Source organism: Roseibium sp., from assembly GCF_965276855.1.
Classification (GTDB): Bacteria; Pseudomonadota; Alphaproteobacteria; order Rhizobiales; family Stappiaceae; genus Roseibium.
In genome coordinates this window covers 1,029,613-1,047,370 of sequence record NZ_OZ255700.1, presented here as the reverse complement: position 1 = coordinate 1,047,370, position 17,758 = coordinate 1,029,613, and the positions used below count along the sequence as shown (strand labels likewise).

Here is a 17,758-nt window from a genome sequence, read left to right as displayed (position 1 = left end):
TGGTGGGCTCCTATGTTTCGGTCATGGCGTTTCGGTATGGGCAAACAGGCCGACCGGGTTGGGTGGTGAGAAATTGAGGTCCGGGGACCAAGGCAGGCCGGAGACCGGCGCATCCTTGGACACAGCGGCGGCGCCGCCGGTCGACACGGTCTGGCCTGCATCTGCGGCGCTGGTCGCGGCCGCAGTTCTTTCCAGCGTGATATCGACACCGTTGTTCACGGCACCGGTGGTGGCCAGCGCCAACGAGACCCGGATCGGGTCCGGGACTTTGGCAAGGTGAAGCCAATGGGGTTTGGAGACCTGGTCGAGGAACCGGGTGGTTGCAAAGCGGGCGTGGCTTGCCTGAACCGGTACCAGATAGGCAAAGCGTGATTGCCAATCGGCAAACCGGGTCTGTGCACCCCGGACACTGGCGGCCAGGTGGCGGTCCGCTTCAGCGGAGGGAACCAGCCCCGTGCCCGCAATGTGTTCGCCCGGTGAAACGGCCTGACCGTGTGGGCTTTTACGGGCCTTGTGGGCTGCAAACCGTGGGGGCGGGCTGGTGGCCAAGGCCCCTACGGTCTGCGCGGGGCCAGTGTTTAAAGCCCCTTTAACGGCCGCTTTAAGCACCCGTTCAATGGGGTCCGGGATCCGGTAGACCCGTTCCCACCCCGGCGCATCGACTTTGGAGCCGAACGGGAAGCCCATCTGAAGCCCACCGCCCTCCACAGGCCTCAAGCCGATGAACGCTGATTGCCAATCTGCAAAGCGGCCATGGCCTGCCCAAGCACTGGCAATGGGTCGAAGCACGTCCATCTGACCGCGTTGACGCGCGCCCGCGCGGGCCTTAAGGCCAATGGACGGCAAGGCCTGGTCCGGCGGGGCGAACTCTTGCCGTGACCCGGCCTTGTCCACGCCAAAGACGATTTTCATGTGCCGCCGCGCGACCGACCCCAGCAGCACGTCGAGGCCGCCCCGCAGTTCCGGGACCGCTGCGGCGTGTGCCAACCGGTAATCGACAAAGGATAGGATTGGCCCGTCCGGGGTCATGCGGTGGCCGCTGTCTGCGCCAAAGATGGACAACGCCATTTTGGACCGGCCGCCGCCTCTGACCGCGCGGATGTCGTAGTTGTAGGTGAGCCGGTAGAGCTTGGAGCGCAAGGAGTTGGACAGGCGGGACAAGTTGATGACCGCCTCAAGCCGGTCGCCAATGACAAGCTCGGTGAGGTGGAGGTGATAGTTCTTGTTTGCCTCTGCCTCGAATTCCGCGGAAACGTCGATCCAGCCGCGCGCTATGTGGCCCGCCGGGATCGTGCCACGCACCTTGTGCCAGGGGCGGCCCTCAGCCAGCGCCCGGCGCGGGTCGGTCAGGTAAGGCATGACCGGCTGCAAGCCCCATTCCCAAATCAGAAAGGGCAGCTCTTCATCGGCCGGGCGTTCAAACCGGTCCTCCAAGCGGGCGGGGATCGCGGCGATATCCTCCGGCACGGCCATGGCTTCTGCCAAGGCGCGTTCCAGCGCGCTGTCATTGGGCGGCAGGATGAGGCGGCGGGGCAGGGTCAATAGGCCCTCCCGCTCGCCAATTCAAGCACGAGGCTGTCCAGTGTTGCGACCTGGTAGGGGTGAACGTCCGGGGGCGGAGCGCCCAACTCTTCCACCGAATAGACACCGGGAACCTGAAGCCGCGCGGAAGACCAGGACCACGGCATGTCGCGGCCGAGCGCCCGGCGCGCCGCAAAGCCGTCCCGGTAGTGCCTGTCGAGCGCATTGAAGACCGCCGGGTCGGTGTCCGGCTCCAACACAATCCGGGCACGGACGGTGACCGGGACCGGTTCGGCGCCCATAACGATGATTTCGATATGATCTTCCGGGTGGACCGCTTCGGATGTCAGCTTTGCCCCAACACGGGCAACCAGGTCTTGCGGGGGAATGCCGTCCACCGTCTTGGCGAGGATCGCGACGCGGACCGTGCTGGCATCGGGGAAATCAACCGCAATGGCTTCGATCTCATTGGGGGCAACGGCAATGGCGTGGCGCTGGTACCACTCCGGCGGACCGGCGGCCGAGGATCCGGTCCGGCCAAGGATGATGCGCTCTTGGCGTCGTTCCTTGGTTTCCCCGTCGACCGGCTCCAGGCCTTCATCGCGCATCAGGTGGACCAGGTTGTCACCGCTTGCGAAATAGACAAAGCGGCTGCGGTAACGCTCGTTGTGGCGCTGGCGGGCGTTGGCCTCGTCCTCAGCGTCCGCGCGCAATAACCGGACCACGATATTGCTTTCGGTCAAGCTCGTGTAGTCGTTGCCGGTTGCCGCCTTGTAGGACGCTAGGAACACGCCAAGCTTGCGTTGAAAAATCGCCTCGGCGGAAAACTCGTCAATGATCGACGGCGGGGTCAGAAGATGGAGGGCGTCAGACACGGAGCGCCTCCGGATTTGTCTCTGGGGTCAACTCCGGATCATCCGGATCATAGACGCGGGTGAACACTTCACCGGTCGGCAGAAAGACGAAACTGTAGGCGAGCGCGACCCGTCCGGTTTCTGAAATGTCTTGCAGTTGAAACGTGCGGATGTCCGCTTCCGGCTCCCAATCGAACGCATCGATCAAAGCGCCGTAAAGATCCATGACGGCCGCCTCTCCGGCGGGCTTGGAAATCATCTCGGGGAGTTTGCTGCCGAAGGCCCGCTGGCCCGGCTGCGAGAAAAATGGCGTGGACAGGGTGGTTTCCACATCCTGCACAACCCGGTCGGGGCCGGACAAGGGTTCGCCTGTAAACCGGTTGGCGCCCAAAAGCATCACCGCGCTCCTTCTCGTATAGCGCGGTGATGGTGCGTCAGCTGGTCTTAGTAAGGCCCGGTGACATTTGAGCGGTCGAGAAGCTCGGCCGTGCTGGGTTCGATCACCATGATGTCGGGGCTGGCGTTGAACTCTGGCAGCTCTTCATCTGAGATCAAAACCAAGGCGCCTTCCTTGTAGTGGCGGCCATTGTGAAAATTGAGCTGAAGGATCCGCGCTTTTTCCGCGTCCCAGCCTTCGGGCAAGTCCGGCTTTTTGGTCGTGTCTTTTGTCATTCTCTCAGTCCTTTCACTTTCAGGGTTAAACCGCGTGGGTTTTGCTGGCGCCGGTCACAATGGACCAGAGCCCGGCAGACGAGCCGATGGCCACCAGGACCTTGTCCCCGACGCGGGCAACCTTTGGGCCGCCTTCCGCGCCCAGATGCACCGTGGCGTTCACTGTGGTGGTGTCGGCATTGCAAGTGATTGTCCCGCTGGTGAGGTCGTAGGTTTCCTCGCGCGCCTGGATCTTCGTGCCGCCGATGATGGTCAGATCTTCCGCGCCATGATCGGATGGCGACGGGTTTTCCTCGTTCGGCCCGAGCGGCAGGATCAAGGAAGTTTCACCGAGGTTGCCATTCGGATTGATGACCACGACCTGCTCGCCTTTGGTCAGTGTGGTGCGCTTTTTGACACCACCGGCCTGGCCGAGCACCCGCGCGGGCGGCGTGGTCGCCTTGCCGCCGCCCTCGTCGCCCTCGGTTTCATCGGAGACAATCGCCCGGTCGGTTTTCGGGTCGTATTCATCCACGGTTGCCGTGCGGATGAGATCCCGGATCATGCCCTCCAGACGGATGATCTGCCCCTCCAGGTCGCGGATCCGGCTTTGCATGTTGCGCTGCCAAAGGTCTTGCCTCATGCCTCGGGCTCCCTCTTGTAGACCGTGTGGCCTTTGGTGGAGACCACCTCCTCCAGGGTGCGCGAACGATCCGGCGGATCGGCAAGCCGCATGTTCTGGCGCCAGGTCACGGCGGTGAGCGATTGGCTCTTGTTCCGCTCCTGCGATGTGAGCACCGGGATAACGTCAAACCCGGTCGGCTGGCGCAGGTGTTTGAAACCGAAGGTGTTGCGGTGAACCAGCCGGACCACCTCGGTGGCTGTTTGCCATGGATCCTCGCGGTGGGACCCGGTCTTGTTGACGATCATCACCGCCGCCTGAAATTCCAGGCGCATGCTCCCATCGTGTTCGATCTCCGGTTTTCCGTAGGCAATGGACACGAACGCGGCCGGGGTTCTGAAAGACATCTTGTCGAGGTCTTCTATGCGGAATTTACCGTGCAAGACTTCCACGGAGGTGAAGAGCCGGCACTCCTTCAATGCCGTTTCAACGGCTTCCAAAAACGTCGTCGGGGTGGGCGCGGGGTGGTTTGTCACTGCACCAGGCTCCTGATGATGGTGTCGACCAGGTTTTCAATTTCCATCCGGTTCACCGGGGAGAGGCCGAGATAGGGGCGCGGCGGAATTGTCACCTTCTGGGCAAAGACCGTTTTGCCACCAACAGTAAAGACCAGCGCCTTCGCTTCCTTTGAAACAATCGTTGCGCCCATCTGGTGAACCGCCGCGTAGATCAGCGGCGAGCCGACCTCAACAGCCATGCCGGTGACCTCATAATCGATGGTGTCGCGCAAGGCGCCGCTCTCGACCAGAGTTTCCGAGCCCTCCCGATTGGGCTCCCAGGGGGCCCCGTCTGGCGATGATTTTTCCACGTCAATCCGGCGTTGGGTCTGGCTTGTCACCAGCGCGCCGATGGGGTCCAGCAGCATGTCGGGGTTCAAGTTGGTGAACCGGCCGAGCGCCGCATTGATTTCCTCTTCCGGCGTTTCGACCTCGAACCGGACCGACATGGCTACATGCCCTTCAGGCTGTCGCGGGTCATGATCAGATCATCCGGGCCGTCAAACAAAACGTTGTCTGACCCGTCCGCACCGTCCGGGGTGGACGCGGCCGGTTCGGCAAGGCCGAGGCCGATTTGGCCCTTTGACACCTTGTCCAGAAACTTCTCCGCGCCCTCATAGCGCGCCCGAATGTCGTCGGTCAGGGCCGAATGCGACCCCGCCAGATAGTAGACCGCAATGTCGATGGCGATCCGCCGCAACACATCGGGAGCATGGACCAAGGGCAGTTGGTATTTGTGGGTGAGATACCCGTCAATGAACCGGCTGGCGTCTTCCAAGGCGCGCTCAGCAACGGCCCGGACCGGGGCGCCGGTGTTCTCCCGGTCGGTCAGGACCGCGAGTTCCTCAGAGCCGATGGCCTCAAGGGTTTTCTCATAAGTGGCGTAAAGCACCCGCTTACTCCGCAGACTTTGTGGGCTGTTTTGCCGGGGCCGCTTTCTTGACCGCTGGTTTTGCAGACTTTTTGACAGGCGGTTTTACTGAGGCGGGCGGGGTGGCGGCGCCTTGGGTTGCGGTGTCCGGGTCTTCTTCCACCTGGTCCAGCCCGCCGTCGTTTTCAACGAGCTTGAGCACCGGGTCGGCTTGCAGGGTTTCGAACAGCGCCTTGGCTTCGTTCTCATCTTCCGGCAGCTCGACCGGCTTCGGCTGGCCCTTTCTAAACGCGATCCCGGCGCGGCGGCGGTCGCGGGCGGCAATGAATGTGGCAATCCGGGTCATGGATCCAGTCCTTAAGGTTCGGCAAGAAAAAAAGCCGGACCGATGAGGCAAAGGCATCGGTCCGGCCACTCAGCCCATCAAGGGGCTTCAATCGGGGGTGACGTCGGCCCCGATCCGGTTAGCCGGTGGACAGCCAGGGGCAGACCACGACCTTGCACTTGTTCCGGTGCGGGTTCGGCTTGTTGTTTTCAAATTTCTCAACGCTCATGAGGATGTTGGCCGTATCTTCCAGCGTGTTTGGAACGAGCAGAACGTTGGGTTTGAGCGCGAGTTTACGGCCGTAGTCGCCTTCCTGGCTGGTCATCGCCGTGTAGGCTTCGGCGAAGTTGTCCGGGGTCAGCTCCTTCTTGGAGGCAAAGGCCATCTGCCAGAAGCCGTAGCCCGCATTTTCGCGAGACTTGGCTCCGTAGATGACCTCGTCCAGCATGAAGACCCGCTCAGAGCTGGTGTCGGTCAGGGCGTTGAACTCGGGCGCCTGACGCACCTGGCGGACGAGCGGCTTGAGAGCGCGGCTTGTATCCATGAGATACCAGGCGGGCCCGGCGCCATCGAAGAAATTGGATTTGGACTGTTCTTCCCCTTCCTTGTCCAGAACCGGGTGGTCGGTGTCGAAGAAGTTCTGGCCGTCGTAACACGCGCTTTCAAAGCCAAGTTCCAACGTTTCGAAGATCAGCTCATCCGGGTGGCGGGCCACCGCTTCACCCATGCCGGTCATGCGCGGGGCATAGATGCCAAGGTTGTCATCGGCTAGGTCATCCAGCTTGAAGCCCACCGTCAATTCGAATTTGCGGTTCTTGATCCGGTAGTCATGGGTGCCGAGCTGGCGGATCACCCGTTCACCGATCCACTCGCGCATGCCGGGAAACTCGCCGAGCCAGCCGTATTCATTGGAGCCGGTGGTGCTTGGCACCTCTGAGGCAACCTGGCCCCACATGGCCGCAAAGCTGTTAAAGCCCTGCTGGTAGTTCTTTTTGAAGCCGACCCCGGCCGTCTTCAGGTTCTCAAGAGTAAAGTCTGCCATCGTCGGCTCCTAAAAGAGATTGGGTTAGAGGGGGGGGGGCTCCGGCCGTGCGGGCCTATTCGAACTCGACCCAGATGCGGGTGCCCTCAACGTCGCGGATCATGCCCGCAGCCGAGCGGTTGCCGCCGTCATCGGTGCGCGACACCGTCTCATCGTCTTCGATGAAACAACGGGCGTTGATGTCGGCGCGGGTGATCGGGTCCGCGACGGAGTTTTCAAAGTGGAAGAGGCCGTCCCGGCGGCAGTCGACCATGACGGCGCCATCTGCACCGCCGGTGTTGTCTGCAAGGTTCTCTGCGACACCGGCCACGGTCAGCCCGGCTTTGATCAGGCCGGGTTTTGCCAGGCTGCCGTCCAGAACGATCAAAGCGCCTTTAAACGCCTTAGCACTGGCGGCCAGAGGATGAGTAAAGCGGTCGCCGGACCGGCGGCGCACTTCACGGGATTTCGTCAACATGGGGTTCTCCTGAAGTTCGACAGGCTTGGGTCAGCCGGTCAGATGACGCCTTCTGCCTTCAGGTCCTTGACCAGGTCCGCGTCGTCCGGATCGTGGCCAAGACCTTGGAGGATCTTGCGCTGGTCTTTGTTGAGGGCGATCTGGCCGCCATCTGGGTTTGCAGTGGTGTCCTTGCCGCCGTCATTGATTGACGGGCTGGCGGCGACCATGGCTTTGAAGGCCTCAAGGCCGCCGTCCTGTTTGCAGGCGGCAAGGTGATAGTCTTTGGACGATGGGGCCACCTTGCCGTCCTTGATCGCCTGATCGATCACCGCCTCGGCCTTCTGGCCTTCGATGGTGTCGATCTTGTTTTGGGCGGTTTCCAGGTTGCCTTTCAGCTGGTCGTAATCCGCGCGCGGCACAAACAGGGTTGCATCCGGCGTTTCCGCCTTGTTGAGGGCGATTTTTTTGTCGTCCTGCAATTGGGTGACGGCGGCCAAAATGGCCTGGTCGGATGCCTCATCCGTTAGCCCAAGTGATTTGCAAAGGGCAATACGAGCTGCCTTGTCCATAACGGTCTCCATACCGATGTCGGGGGTGGTTTGGGATTGGTCGGCCTTGTTCAGCGCCTGCATGATCAAGTTGGGCTGATTGGTCAGCCCGGCGCTTTTGATCGCCAGGATGTTCAGCGCCTTGTCGTGGTAGAAAACGGGCGACAGGAACCGGTATTCGCGGCCGGAGATCATCTGGGCCGCCCGGTCGGTCCACTCGACCTTGCCCCAGATCTCGCCGTCCCGGTCTTCCATTGCGGTGATCCAGCCAGCGGCCGGGATCTCTTCGCCCTGTTTGATTTCGCTGGCGTGTTCATAGTCGATGGCCATCGGGCCGCCGTACCGTTGGAACGCGGCCAAGATGCCAGCCGGATCTGAGTTGTTAAACTCCCGCCCGTCGCGCCCGCGCATGTGTCCAGCCGGGAGCAGCTGGATCTCCAGTGGGGCCTGGCCTTCGGAATTCACGGCCAGCAGGTAACAATTTCGGGCGGTGTGTTTCATGGTCCGGACAGTGCCGGAACGCCGCTTAAGGCGGCCCGGTGACAAGTGCGGACCTCGTCACCGGATCAGTTTTGCCGTTAAAGGGGGTTTAAACGGGGTAGGGGCGCTGTTTTCAATTTTTGCGCCCTTTGATGCGCGAAAGGCACTCAGGAGGCCTCTGTGGCGGTTTTTGACCTCAGTTTTTCCTGCAACGCCGGTTTAGAAACAACTAGCTGCTATTTACAGCCGAGATGGGTTTTGATTTTCCGGGGCGTGTGGGGCGACCGGCAAAGCCCGTTGTAAATTCGCAGCATCACCTGAGCATTGCAGCGAGCTTGAGGCGAAAGCTCCCCCGAATCTAAGCCTCTTTGCAATGCCTCAACATCGTGCAAATCGGCCCAACGATAACAAACCCAAGACTTTTCTTTGCTAAGCCATTCATGCTCATGAGAGAGCAATATGCAGGTGTCATCACACAAATTGTTGGTCCAAGTTGCTACGGAAACCAACACCACTTGATTGTTTTCATCAGGGTTTGTGCAAACAATATGTAAGTGTTTACGGTTTGGATCGTTACTCGGACCGGACGGCACCAAAAGAGTTCCGGCTTTGACAATCAATGCTAAAGGCTCTTCAAAAAACTATGGGCTGAGTTAATGCTATCTATCTCGGCTGCGTGATCCTGATATTCAGGAACGCCAATCGCTGCCATCATCTCCTCTAGAGTGATGGTTTTAGAATTTATTCCGGTGTCCGTTGGATCTTGCCACTCTGGAACATTCTGTGTGTCATGAGTGAATTTTACGAGATCCCACTGGCTCATATCGCCAAATGATTCCCAAACACTTTCCAGCGTATTCAACTCGGCATCGCTGAGCTCGTCCAAATTATCTACACTTAACGAGCTACTGCGAATTCCAACGTTATGATTTTCTCTGTCAGTCAGAAACTCAGACCAACCACCATCATAATCGGGGTGGATTTCTCCCTGAATATGGCTGTAAGTCCGAGAGTTGACCGGTCCATTTCTCATGCTTACTCGGCGTTCATCCAAAATTGGAAAGCCGAAACGCCTAATGTTCTCTCTGTCAGCCAAAAAGACGAGCTTAACTGCTTTCAAGACATTGATGGCGTCACCGCCCGTCTTGAGTGCAAAAAAGGCTATTGCCTGAGCTGCTTTGCGTGGGTTGTACATGATTTGATCCTTAGCACTTCAATTAGTGCAGAATTGGCCAACGCGCAAGATATAGGCGAAAATGGTGAACTTATTGTGCCTCCGGAGTTTTAGATTTTTGATCGACAAAATTGGAAGCCTAGATACCGAATGTACCAATGCCCACCAAATGTTCCGGTCTGAAATGGCCGTGCAATTGACCGGCCGGTTTTGGTTGCAGACAGAGCGGTTTTGCGGCATATTCTGGGTTCCGGTGCCCATGCAGGAGAACCTCCGCTTATGCGGAGCGGCGGCCACCACCGCCTGGAGGCATTTCCGGCCTTCAGGGCACCGGGCAGCTCCCCCTAATTCGACAGTTGCTCACCGCGTTTCCGGTAGCTTTCGATTTGGTTTTCGCTCGACCGGCGAAACGACTTGAGGAAAATCTCGTCTCCGGCCTTTGTGACCCGGAAGACCACCCGCCACCAGGCGCCGCCGATCAGACCCGCAGCTGCAAAGTCGGTGCTGTCTTTGCGGGACCGGTCGGCGCGGATCTCGCCGCTGTCCAGCAGCGCTTGAACGTTGGTGTAAAACTCAGGCCCGAACGCCCGGCCTTTGCCCAGCTGTTTCGCAGCGTCTGCGGTGGATAGAAACGCAACGCGGGTGGTGCTGCCCATGGCCGTTGCGACGCTTTCGGGAACCACGGCGGCCGGGGCAAAAACCGTGTGGCCAGCCAGCTCGCCATTTGCGACCCGCCGGAAAGCCTGAGAGCCGACCAGGTCCGTCATTGCCGCCCGGCGGATATGATCCGGGGCCGCGTCCAAGTGCCCGGCCAAGTGTTTGGCCAGCGTCCGGTGCCGTTCCTTGCCGGGGTTGGAGTCCCAGCCCGGATCAATGCCAACCGGGATATCGCGGGTTTCCCCCGTGCGTTTGTTGGTCCAAGGCGTGGTTGCAATCTCGGGCGGATCTGTCACTCCGCCGAGGCTCTCCGCTTCTGCCTGCGTGATCTGGCGCACCCAACACACGCAGCCCCATCCATTGGGCGGATACCAGGTCGTCCAGAACGGATGGTCGACGGGCAGGATGATGTTTTCCTTGTCCGCATGGTGCGGGCGATGTTCGCGCGCCGAGCCAAGCCGGTAAATAAGATAAGGCAATGCGGCTTTGGTGCGCTGGATCCGGGTCCATTTGCCCGCGCCATAGGCTGTCCGGGTGTTGGCCCAATAGATGGTCTTTAAACGCCGGTTGGACCCGAGCTGGCTGATCACCGTTTCTCCGGTCTTAGGGTCGATCTCCGCGCGCTTGCCCCACCAGCCGAGTTTCTTCAGTTTGGGCGCCAACGATTTCCTGAAGGCATCAAATGGAAGACCCTCACGGATCGCCCGCTGCACCTCGTCGTGGATCCCGGACAAGACCTCAACTTGCGTGGCCTTGGCCACCGTAAAGGCGTAGGCGTGATCCGCGCCGTAGTTGTCGCGCCAATCGAAACTCTGGCTTAGGCCCCGGCCGTCCAAATAGGCCAAGACCTCGGGCGCTGGCCCCGCCCCAAATCGGAAACCGTCTGCCATCAGTCTTGTTCCGTTTCCCCAACCGCACGGGCGAGAAGATTGGCGCCCGCCAACGCATCGGTGAGCGGCCCCATGTCTTGGGTTTCCATCAAGCCGGTGAGGCCTTCGCTGAACTCTTCAAGCGTGTTTGATGCGGCGAGCAGGTCTTCAATGGGCTGAAGCATCGGGTCGCCCTGTGCCTGCCACTCGGCCAGCCCGAGCGCGATGATCTCTTGCAATGTCTCATCGGCCAGGTGGTTGTGCCCATGACCGCTGTGATCCGTGTTCAGAGCCAATTGCCGGTTCGCCGCGCCTTCGGCCGGTTGTTTGGTCTCGGCCGGTTCATCCTCTTTCGATTTCACCCGGCCGCCCAAGACTTCCTCGCCGGTCTCCGGTTTCCGGTATCCGAATTTTTCCCGCACCTCATCGGCCGCGATCTTCAGTCCGACTCTGTGCAGCCGTTCCAACACCTGGCTTTCAAGGTCCAGATCCTCTGGCTCATCAATCTGCAAGGTCAGCTTTGGATATTGTTCCAAGGACCCGAAGTTGAGCTTGCAGTAGGGCTCGATCAAACCGGTGTTGAGCGTGTGCTGGAGCGCGGCTGTATCCGCCTGGGCAATATCCATCCGCACATCGTTGTGGACCTCGGCTTGCGATTGCGAAGAGCCGTCGTCGGTTGTCATGGTCTGGCCGAGCACCGCCTTGGACACTTGGCCGTCCAGAAACTCGGCGAAACCTTCAAACACCGCGCCGCCGTTCGCCTTGGATTGGATCAACTCCATATCCATGGATTGCGGAATAATCGCCGCCGCATCTCGGGCAATGGAGCGCACCGCCCGCAACAAGGCGCGCTTGTCACGGTCGCTGGCGCCCGGTCCATATTTGCCGAGGCGAAGCGGCTGCCCGAAGATCTCGCAGAAGGCGGCCCAATCCTTGACGGTGTAACTCTTCAAGAGCCAAGACCAAACCGCAAGGCGGGCAAGACCGCCCCGGATGGGCAGGCCAGATTTGATGCGCGGAAAATGCGCAACGTATTTGAAATCCGGCAACGGCAGACCGTCTTCGTGTTCTTTGTCCTTGAGCCGGATTTCCCGCCGGGTCTTTTTGTCGAACGTGATCCAGCGAGGGTCGGTCCACTCATAGCTCGCAGGTTTCCAGCGGGCGCCGGAGGTGTCCCAAAAGACCTGCACCAGCGAGACGCCCTTGCCCAAGGCGTCTAGCAGATCGTGCCGCATGAAGCCGAACTCCGGATTGGCAAGGATATCCTCGCGCACCATTTCGGCGATCTCTTCATCGCGGGCGTCTTCGGACGCGGCCTCAATCTCCGGCCGAACACCCAAAACCGTCAGCTTGCGCGTGGACAGGACGGCCCCGTAGTGGCCGTCGCGTTCTTCCATCTCCTGGGCAAGTTCGAAGAATTCGGCCGGGTCGCCCTCGACCGCTTCTTTCAAGTTCCGGGCAAGCTTGTCCGGGCGCAAGTTGTTGGCGACCGGATCCGCGACAACCGTGCGCGGCCCGCTTTCCTCCGCCTCGGCAAAAGGCTTGGCCAGGCGCCTGCCGCTGATCGCGGTTTTAAGGGTCTTTAAAAGGTCCATTAGAACAGCCCTTCGCGTCTGGAATTGTAGAGGGTGGCGCCGCCGATATCGTCGTCGTCATCATCAAAGCCATTGTCGTCCGGATCCGGGTCGTTGATGGACGTGTAGGCGTACTCGGCCGGGTCGGCCTCGGAAGCGGCATTGGCAAGGACCGCAGCAATGGCCGTATCGCCGTGGCGCTGGCCGCCATCGGTTCCTTTTGTCACCGCATCGTCGGGCACCTTTGGGATGCCCCGGATCAATTTGATCTGGCGCATGTCAGAGGTCACATCCGCATCGGCGGGCAAGAGAAAGGTGCGCTCTTCAATCCGGGTTTTGAGACGCGGCGTGTTTTCCAGATACCAGCCTTGGCTGAGCATGACGGCCTCGACCCGTTCGCCATAGCGCTGGCAAGCGACCTCGGCCAAGTATTGGCCGTTGCCCCGTGCGTCGTGCTTGCCCGCGTGGAAATTCGGCAAGCGGTCAACGATGTAGAAAAGGATTTGTTCCTGCTGCCTGAATGGCACGTTGCGCATTTCCAGCGAGAACGGCACCCGGCGGACCAGGTCATACCATTCTGTCACTGGCAACATGACCGAAAGGTCGCCCGAGCGGGCAAAGTCAAAACCATAGGAATGGCGCAAATTGTGCGGCAGGGTTTCAAGGACCGGATCCGCATGCTCGGCCAGCCAATCTTCGACATAAGCCTCCCGGATTGCATCGGGCTGAAGTTCAAACCCGGCCGGACAGGTGAACCGCAGCACCGGCGCCGCGTGGGTGGAAGCTTCAATCTGTGCGGTTGTCAGATAAACGCCGGAGCCCATGGACGGAATACAATCCAGCTCTTCATCGGCGGCCGTGCCATAGGCTTTGCGGATCCCGTCGCGCCATTCCGCCTCGCCTTCGGGTGACCACTCTTTGCCGTTGACCAGGCAGATGCGTTGGTAGAGCCCCTGCTCAAGGGCCTCATCGAAAGTGACGCGGACGACCTTGCCCGGCTTCTTGCCGGACCGGATTTCGTTGAGGAGTTCGTTGAACGGATTGTCGACCCCGTTGTGGGTGGAAATCACCAACACCTTGCCGCCCCACATCAAAAGCGCCATGGCGGCTTTGAGAAGCTCGCGAGCGTCATCGTGAAAGGCGAACTCGTCCAAGATCACGAAGCCCTGACGGCCGCGCAAAGAACGCGGCTTGGAAGAGAGCGCAACGATTTCGAAGCCGCTGGCAAAGGAAATCCGAAAGGCCTGAATGCTCCGGTCTTCGCCCTTTTCGCCCTGTTCCTTGAACAAGAATTCGCCGACCTCGGTGCAGGCCTGGTTGAACGCCCGCGCCCACATGGCGCACGTGTCGATGAACTCGCGGGCCATGTCGAGGTTATAACCGAGATAGAGCGTGTCCATGCCGCCTGCCGGTTTCTCCGCCCCGCTGATCAAGACCGCTGCGGCCCCAATGCCCCAGGTGGCGCCGACGCGGCGGCTTTTGTCGGTGGCGGTAACGTTGTGGGTTGTCACCGCCTCGAAAAGCTCGCGCTGATACGACAGCAAGATGCCGTCTTGCGGGAGCTTGTCGAGATTGTCCGGCAGGGCTTGGCGGGAGGCCCGGCGGATCTTCTCCCATTCCTCGCGGGACAGAGGTGCGCTCATGATTTCACCCCGAGGATCTTGGCCTTGATCTCATCCACGGTTTCAGATGTGAGGCCTTTGACTGTGGCGACCGATTTGAGAGCGGCGTCAGTCTTCTTGGCAAAGTCCGCCTCGACCTGGGCGCGGCGCTTGGTGGAAATGTTTTGCGCGGTCGAGGCCGACCGCAAGGCGTTGGCGAGATCCATGGCCGATTTTGGATCCAGCCCGCTTTCCCCGGCATCGGTCAGCAACTCAAAGATCAGGGTCTTGATCGCCTCAGCCGCGATCAACGTCAGATCGTCCGAGGCCTCCGCGTCAAAGCTTTCGGAAATGCTGGCCGCAATCGCGCGGGTATCCTCCAGGCGCCGGGTGAGGTGCGCTTGTTTCAAGGCGTAGCGGTTGAACGACGACGGCGAGGGGATCGTAAACTCCAGCTCGCCATGTGCGGCCTTCTGGATCTCCTCCAGTTTGAGATAGAACTCCTCATAGATTTCGACCTGTGTCCTGTCGCGGCTGCGCAGTTCGTTGGCCGCCCAGGCGATGACCTGGTCGCACTCCGGCGGCAACTGCTCAATGGACGACAGGCGTCCGCGCCCTTTTTTTGAACCGGTCTTGCGGCGGGCCATGATCAGCCCTCCAGCGAAGGACGGCCAACGCCCTCGATAAAGGCCCTGCGCTGGACGTGGTCGAGGCCCGCCTGAAGCAATTGGGGCACAAGAACAGACCCGGCCACGGCGACCTTGACCGCGCCAAGCTCCTCCAGTTTCCGGATTTGTGTCCGGACATACTCGCGGCTTTTCAAATGGCCGAACTGTTCCAGGACCCGCGTCAAAACGGTTTCGTTGAGCCGGTGGTCCGGCTCTTTGGCGAGGGCCTTCAAGATCACCAATCGGCAATCTTCGGCAACGATGTCTTGGTAGCTCATGTCAGTGGCCCCCATTTGTTAGGTGTTCCTCAACGCGCCGCACCGTGCGCGATACGCCGGACAGGCTTTCATCCAACCGGCCGACCGTTCCGCGCAGCTCCGCCAACGCCAGTTTGAGGTCGTGGACATCGTCCTTGTCCGGCATGTGCTTAAGTTCGCTCTCGACCGATTGAATGCGCCGGTCGTGCTCAATGAGCTTGTTGTCGACCTTTTGCAGGTGCTCCGAATTGCCCTTGGCGCGGGCGGTCAGCCACCCATAGACCCCCAGGACAATCAGGCCTGCAGTGTTGAAGACGGCCAGCCAGTTCTTGATGTCTTCGATCATTCCGGGGGCTCCTAGCTCAGCCATGCAACAAGGAAGGCCATCAAGGCGGTGAGCCCCCCGGTTTTCACGACCCAAAGGCCGCGTCCGGTTTCTGCCACCAGAACAGCTCCGAACGCGGCCGTTGAAAGGCCGCCAACCGTTGCCGTGACCAGGAGTGAAAAAATGAGATCAGTGCTTGTCACCGGCCGCTCCTATCTCAGAGCCTTCAAGGCCATTGCCGCCCCGCCGGTGTAGAACAGCCAACGGATCATCTCGCCGCCCCAGTCTTCCAAGATTGGCACTGTGTCGACGCCCCAGCCCAACAGGAAAACGCTGTCCAAAATGACAGCGGTCCACCACAACCCCAGGGGCACAACAAACAGACCGGCGAAGATCCAATAGGGGGCATGGTCGAACTTGGCTTTGTTCAAGTCGGCCATGATTTGGGTCTGCGCCACGCCCGCCTGGATCTGGGCAATCGTGATCTCTGACTTGATCTTCGCCTCGCCAGTTTGGCGGGCGGCATCAGCCTTGAGATAGGCCAAGACCTTCTCGACGGACTTGGCGCTCAAAACCTTCAGAACCCACCCGAAAATCAAACCGGTCATCCGACGTGCCTCCACTCTTTGGCATCCGACAAGCGGCGGAGTTTGATCTTGCGGGCAAGGAGGAAGACGGCGGCGCCAATGGCCGCCAATGCGAGCCACTTGTTGTCACCGATGAGGCCCAGAACCGGTTTGATCAGCCCCGAGACCTCTTGGATAAGACCGGAGAAGTTACGGAGTGTTTCGATGTCAGCCATGGAGCCGACCCCGCCCACGGCCTCGGCAATGGTGCCGGTGACCACGGCACCGACACCAAGGCCAGTCAGGCGGTCTGCCTGCTTGATCGTCTGGGATCCGCTTTGGCGCAGGTCTTTGACGGTCAAGCTGTCCCGGCTTCCGCCGGGCTGGCTGTTGATTGGAACGGCGGCCTCCAGGGCAGCGTTGGTTTTGTCACCAACAATGCCATCCGGCTTGAGACCGTGATCGACCTGAAACGCGACCACCTGGCGCCGGGTTGCCGGGCCAAAGTCGCCATCGGCCTTAAGGTGATAGCCGAGACGGACCAGCTGTTCCTGCAGGAAACGGACGCGGTCCCCTTCAGACCCGAGGCGAAGGATCTTGGCGTCCTCGGGTTTGAGAGCTGCCTTGCCGTTATTGGCCGCGAGCCGGTCATAGGCCGCCCGCATCAGCCCGGAATAGCGGGTGACCTGGCCGGACCCGTTGTAGCGGCGGGCGATCTGGCGGAAGTCCCTATCCCGCAGGGCCTGGGCGAGGCCGACACCTTCCAGAAACTTGATGAAGGCCTCTTGTTGCGCGGCTTCGGACCGGGCAAAGGCAAGCACGAAATCGCGGACATTGTCATAACCGCAGATCCCGTGATTGAACCCCATGATTTGTTTGGAGCCGTAGGAGGCGGAGCGTAGCCCTGCGACCTCGTGGAGATCGACCATCTTCTCCAGCCGGGCCCAACGGGCATCGGACCCGGTTCCGCCAAGGCCCTTGTAGTTGCCCCGGCTCCACTTAGGAACGGCAAGCCCTAGACGTTTGGCGCGGGCGCGCAAGGCCTTCGGCAGTTCGCGCCAGAACACATGCTTTTCGGGCAAAATGATGAGCCGGCCCTTTTTGTCATAGGCCGAGCCGTTGCTTTCCACCTCGTCAATCGCTTTGAGGACGAGGACGTCGCACCCTATGCGGCGGGCGGCAAGTTCCAGGGCTTCATCGTTGGCCGGTTGGCCGCCGCCCTCGCGTAGTTTTGCAATGATGTCGGACATGTTCCGCGCCTCTCAAGAGGAAATTCGGCAGATTGCCGATGACGCGGAAAAGGTAGGGTAAGGGCGGGGCCGCTAGAGCGGTGACAGGTGCCGGGGTTAGGCTCTAGGACCTTCGACCCGCAGCTCGCTGAGCGTGAGCAAAAACCATAAGACGGTCGGCCGACTGCTGAATTTGGCTATGCAGCGATCCCATCAGTTGTAGACACGGGCCGAGACTGTTTAGTTCTTGAAGTGCCTCTTGGACATGACGGTCGGTTGATGGAAACCTAGTTGTCCAATTTGCATCATCCATGCGGCTGTACCATTGTGTGCAGCCCATTGCGTTTGGGTGGGAGAGCTCGCTTAGATAGCGGTACCTTTTCAGCATTCCTTTTGCTGACTTGTCCAAATCTCTTACGAGTTCGGTTACTCCTTTCGGCTTGAGGCTCTTTGGATCCTCATCGGGAAGAAACTCACCTGCAGCGCTGGGGTGCATTCCGCAGATAAACTTGTCTACAAAAGCCTTAACTTCCTCCCAATCGCAGGAAGCGCCTATGCCGTGGGACATGCGATGAAGCTCTTTTTCAACGTAAAACAAAAAGGCAAGGTTCTCTAGCTGGACGCGAGACAGCACCATCATTGGAAGAATCTGGCGTTGATGGAAAAGAGTTAGCATTGCATCGCAAAGCTCTAAAGCCCTCCGAATGAATGACTGACCAAACCGGTTGATAAACAATTTCGGGTCATAGATGTGCGCTGGGAGTTCTTCCAGCACCACATCTTGTTTTTGACCAGAAAGCCGCTCATAGCTCTTGTTAGCAGCCGCCCAGTCATAGCGTTTAACGTCATACTCTTTTGATAAGCGACTGAGCAGGATTTCATCGAAAATCGGCATTAAAAACTCTTTTACTGTAAGCGTTAAACCAAC

23 protein-coding genes are annotated in these 17,758 nt (G+C 59.9%); all 23 read right to left on the bottom strand.

All coding sequences use genetic code 11. From position 1 onward, the window contains the following. Positions 1–21: 21 nt before the first annotated feature. Positions 22–1,542, bottom strand: coding sequence for a phage tail protein (locus ACQY4Z_RS04830; protein WP_428527164.1), 1,521 nt, complete (start codon positions 1,540–1,542; stop codon positions 22–24). Next, positions 1,539–2,396: a baseplate J/gp47 family protein gene (locus ACQY4Z_RS04825; RefSeq protein ID WP_428527162.1), complete on the bottom strand. Its 858-nt coding sequence runs from the start codon at positions 2,394–2,396 to the stop codon at positions 1,539–1,541. Before ACQY4Z_RS04825 ends, ACQY4Z_RS04830 begins: the two co-directional genes overlap by 4 nt. Beyond that, positions 2,389–2,772 (bottom strand): hypothetical protein, encoded by a 384-nt coding sequence (locus tag ACQY4Z_RS04820; protein ID WP_428527160.1) that lies wholly within the window; start codon positions 2,770–2,772, stop codon positions 2,389–2,391. Before ACQY4Z_RS04820 ends, ACQY4Z_RS04825 begins: the two co-directional genes overlap by 8 nt. A 47-nt stretch (positions 2,773–2,819) precedes the next feature. Beyond that, positions 2,820–3,047 (bottom strand): hypothetical protein, encoded by a 228-nt coding sequence (locus tag ACQY4Z_RS04815; RefSeq protein WP_428527158.1) that lies wholly within the window; start codon positions 3,045–3,047, stop codon positions 2,820–2,822. A gap of 25 nt (positions 3,048–3,072) precedes the next feature. Continuing rightward, positions 3,073–3,669, bottom strand: coding sequence for a hypothetical protein (locus ACQY4Z_RS04810; protein ID WP_428527156.1), 597 nt, complete (start codon positions 3,667–3,669; stop codon positions 3,073–3,075). Continuing rightward, the gene (locus tag ACQY4Z_RS04805) at positions 3,666–4,184 is read right to left on the bottom strand and encodes a hypothetical protein (protein ID WP_428527154.1); all 519 of its coding nucleotides are present in this window, start codon (positions 4,182–4,184) and stop codon (positions 3,666–3,668) included. Before ACQY4Z_RS04805 ends, ACQY4Z_RS04810 begins: the two co-directional genes overlap by 4 nt. Next, a complete protein-coding gene (locus ACQY4Z_RS04800) occupies positions 4,181–4,654 on the bottom strand; it encodes a phage virion morphogenesis protein (protein ID WP_428527152.1) in 474 nt (157 codons plus the stop codon). The genes ACQY4Z_RS04805 and ACQY4Z_RS04800 overlap by 4 nt, the downstream gene beginning before the upstream one ends. 2 nt (positions 4,655–4,656) lie before the next feature. Beyond that, complete coding sequence (locus ACQY4Z_RS04795) at positions 4,657–5,097, bottom strand: gp436 family protein (RefSeq protein ID WP_428527150.1); 441 nt, start codon at positions 5,095–5,097, stop codon at positions 4,657–4,659. Positions 5,098–5,101: 4 nt separating this feature from the next. After that, positions 5,102–5,422, bottom strand: coding sequence for a hypothetical protein (locus ACQY4Z_RS04790; protein ID WP_428527148.1), 321 nt, complete (start codon positions 5,420–5,422; stop codon positions 5,102–5,104). Positions 5,423–5,540: 118 nt separating this feature from the next. After that, a complete protein-coding gene (locus ACQY4Z_RS04785) occupies positions 5,541–6,443 on the bottom strand; it encodes a Mu-like prophage major head subunit gpT family protein (protein WP_428527146.1) in 903 nt (300 codons plus the stop codon). A gap of 55 nt (positions 6,444–6,498) precedes the next feature. After that, the gene (locus ACQY4Z_RS04780) at positions 6,499–6,900 is read right to left on the bottom strand and encodes a hypothetical protein (protein WP_428527145.1); all 402 of its coding nucleotides are present in this window, start codon (positions 6,898–6,900) and stop codon (positions 6,499–6,501) included. Between the two features lie 38 nt (positions 6,901–6,938). Then, positions 6,939–7,931, bottom strand: a complete 993-nt coding sequence (locus tag ACQY4Z_RS04775) for a phage protease (RefSeq protein ID WP_428527143.1) — start codon at positions 7,929–7,931, stop codon at positions 6,939–6,941. Between the two features lie 601 nt (positions 7,932–8,532). Beyond that, a complete protein-coding gene (locus tag ACQY4Z_RS04770; protein WP_428527141.1) occupies positions 8,533–9,105 on the bottom strand; it encodes a Panacea domain-containing protein in 573 nt (190 codons plus the stop codon). 323 nt (positions 9,106–9,428) lie between these two features. After that, positions 9,429–10,631 carry a phage minor head protein gene (locus ACQY4Z_RS04765; protein ID WP_428527139.1) on the bottom strand — a complete coding sequence of 401 codons (1,203 nt, stop codon included), beginning with the start codon at positions 10,629–10,631 and terminating at the stop codon, positions 9,429–9,431. After that, on the bottom strand, positions 10,631–12,205 hold the full coding sequence (locus ACQY4Z_RS04760; RefSeq protein ID WP_428527137.1) for a DUF935 domain-containing protein: 1,575 nt from the start codon (positions 12,203–12,205) through the stop codon (positions 10,631–10,633). The genes ACQY4Z_RS04765 and ACQY4Z_RS04760 overlap by 1 nt, the downstream gene beginning before the upstream one ends. Then, positions 12,205–13,827, bottom strand: a complete 1,623-nt coding sequence (locus tag ACQY4Z_RS04755) for a terminase large subunit domain-containing protein (RefSeq protein ID WP_428527135.1) — start codon at positions 13,825–13,827, stop codon at positions 12,205–12,207. The genes ACQY4Z_RS04760 and ACQY4Z_RS04755 overlap by 1 nt, the downstream gene beginning before the upstream one ends. Next, complete coding sequence (locus ACQY4Z_RS04750; protein ID WP_428527133.1) at positions 13,824–14,432, bottom strand: DUF3486 family protein; 609 nt, start codon at positions 14,430–14,432, stop codon at positions 13,824–13,826. Before ACQY4Z_RS04750 ends, ACQY4Z_RS04755 begins: the two co-directional genes overlap by 4 nt. 2 nt (positions 14,433–14,434) lie before the next feature. Continuing rightward, a complete protein-coding gene (locus tag ACQY4Z_RS04745; protein WP_428527131.1) occupies positions 14,435–14,731 on the bottom strand; it encodes a hypothetical protein in 297 nt (98 codons plus the stop codon). Position 14,732: 1 nt separating this feature from the next. Next, positions 14,733–15,056, bottom strand: a complete 324-nt coding sequence (locus ACQY4Z_RS04740) for a DUF2730 family protein (protein WP_428527129.1) — start codon at positions 15,054–15,056, stop codon at positions 14,733–14,735. 11 nt (positions 15,057–15,067) lie between these two features. After that, the gene (locus tag ACQY4Z_RS04735) at positions 15,068–15,238 is read right to left on the bottom strand and encodes a hypothetical protein (RefSeq protein WP_428527128.1); all 171 of its coding nucleotides are present in this window, start codon (positions 15,236–15,238) and stop codon (positions 15,068–15,070) included. A 9-nt stretch (positions 15,239–15,247) separates the two neighbouring features. Continuing rightward, entirely contained in the window at positions 15,248–15,643 is a 396-nt protein-coding gene (locus tag ACQY4Z_RS04730) for a hypothetical protein (RefSeq protein ID WP_428527126.1), read from the bottom strand. After that, positions 15,640–16,851 carry an N-acetylmuramidase domain-containing protein gene (locus ACQY4Z_RS04725; RefSeq protein WP_428527124.1) on the bottom strand — a complete coding sequence of 404 codons (1,212 nt, stop codon included), beginning with the start codon at positions 16,849–16,851 and terminating at the stop codon, positions 15,640–15,642. The genes ACQY4Z_RS04730 and ACQY4Z_RS04725 overlap by 4 nt, the downstream gene beginning before the upstream one ends. 103 nt (positions 16,852–16,954) lie before the next feature. Then, complete coding sequence (locus ACQY4Z_RS04720; protein WP_428527122.1) at positions 16,955–17,725, bottom strand: hypothetical protein; 771 nt, start codon at positions 17,723–17,725, stop codon at positions 16,955–16,957. Positions 17,726–17,758 lie beyond the last annotated feature (33 nt).

What these genes read in the sequence shown, in the direction of transcription:
- ACQY4Z_RS04720 (WP_428527122.1), bottom strand. Translation starts at nt 17,725, where the DNA reads ATGCCGATTTTCGATGAAATCCTGCTCAGTCGCTTATCAAAAGAGTAT.
- ACQY4Z_RS04790 (WP_428527148.1), bottom strand. Translation starts at nt 5,422, where the DNA reads ATGACCCGGATTGCCACATTCATTGCCGCCCGCGACCGCCGCCGCGCC.
- ACQY4Z_RS04725 (WP_428527124.1), bottom strand. Translation starts at nt 16,851, where the DNA reads ATGTCCGACATCATTGCAAAACTACGCGAGGGCGGCGGCCAACCGGCC.
- ACQY4Z_RS04740 (WP_428527129.1), bottom strand. Translation starts at nt 15,056, where the DNA reads ATGATCGAAGACATCAAGAACTGGCTGGCCGTCTTCAACACTGCAGGC.
- ACQY4Z_RS04785 (WP_428527146.1), bottom strand. Translation starts at nt 6,443, where the DNA reads ATGGCAGACTTTACTCTTGAGAACCTGAAGACGGCCGGGGTCGGCTTC.
- ACQY4Z_RS04775 (WP_428527143.1), bottom strand. Translation starts at nt 7,931, where the DNA reads ATGAAACACACCGCCCGAAATTGTTACCTGCTGGCCGTGAATTCCGAA.
- ACQY4Z_RS04760 (WP_428527137.1), bottom strand. Translation starts at nt 12,205, where the DNA reads ATGGACCTTTTAAAGACCCTTAAAACCGCGATCAGCGGCAGGCGCCTG.
- ACQY4Z_RS04820 (WP_428527160.1), bottom strand. Translation starts at nt 2,772, where the DNA reads ATGCTTTTGGGCGCCAACCGGTTTACAGGCGAACCCTTGTCCGGCCCC.
- ACQY4Z_RS04770 (WP_428527141.1), bottom strand. Translation starts at nt 9,105, where the DNA reads ATGTACAACCCACGCAAAGCAGCTCAGGCAATAGCCTTTTTTGCACTC.
- ACQY4Z_RS04780 (WP_428527145.1), bottom strand. Translation starts at nt 6,900, where the DNA reads ATGTTGACGAAATCCCGTGAAGTGCGCCGCCGGTCCGGCGACCGCTTT.
- ACQY4Z_RS04800 (WP_428527152.1), bottom strand. Translation starts at nt 4,654, where the DNA reads ATGTCGGTCCGGTTCGAGGTCGAAACGCCGGAAGAGGAAATCAATGCG.
- ACQY4Z_RS04815 (WP_428527158.1), bottom strand. Translation starts at nt 3,047, where the DNA reads ATGACAAAAGACACGACCAAAAAGCCGGACTTGCCCGAAGGCTGGGAC.
- ACQY4Z_RS04730 (WP_428527126.1), bottom strand. Translation starts at nt 15,643, where the DNA reads ATGACCGGTTTGATTTTCGGGTGGGTTCTGAAGGTTTTGAGCGCCAAG.
- ACQY4Z_RS04765 (WP_428527139.1), bottom strand. Translation starts at nt 10,631, where the DNA reads ATGGCAGACGGTTTCCGATTTGGGGCGGGGCCAGCGCCCGAGGTCTTG.
- ACQY4Z_RS04750 (WP_428527133.1), bottom strand. Translation starts at nt 14,432, where the DNA reads ATGGCCCGCCGCAAGACCGGTTCAAAAAAAGGGCGCGGACGCCTGTCG.
- ACQY4Z_RS04755 (WP_428527135.1), bottom strand. Translation starts at nt 13,827, where the DNA reads ATGAGCGCACCTCTGTCCCGCGAGGAATGGGAGAAGATCCGCCGGGCC.
- ACQY4Z_RS04745 (WP_428527131.1), bottom strand. Translation starts at nt 14,731, where the DNA reads ATGAGCTACCAAGACATCGTTGCCGAAGATTGCCGATTGGTGATCTTG.
- ACQY4Z_RS04810 (WP_428527156.1), bottom strand. Translation starts at nt 3,669, where the DNA reads ATGAGGCAAGACCTTTGGCAGCGCAACATGCAAAGCCGGATCCGCGAC.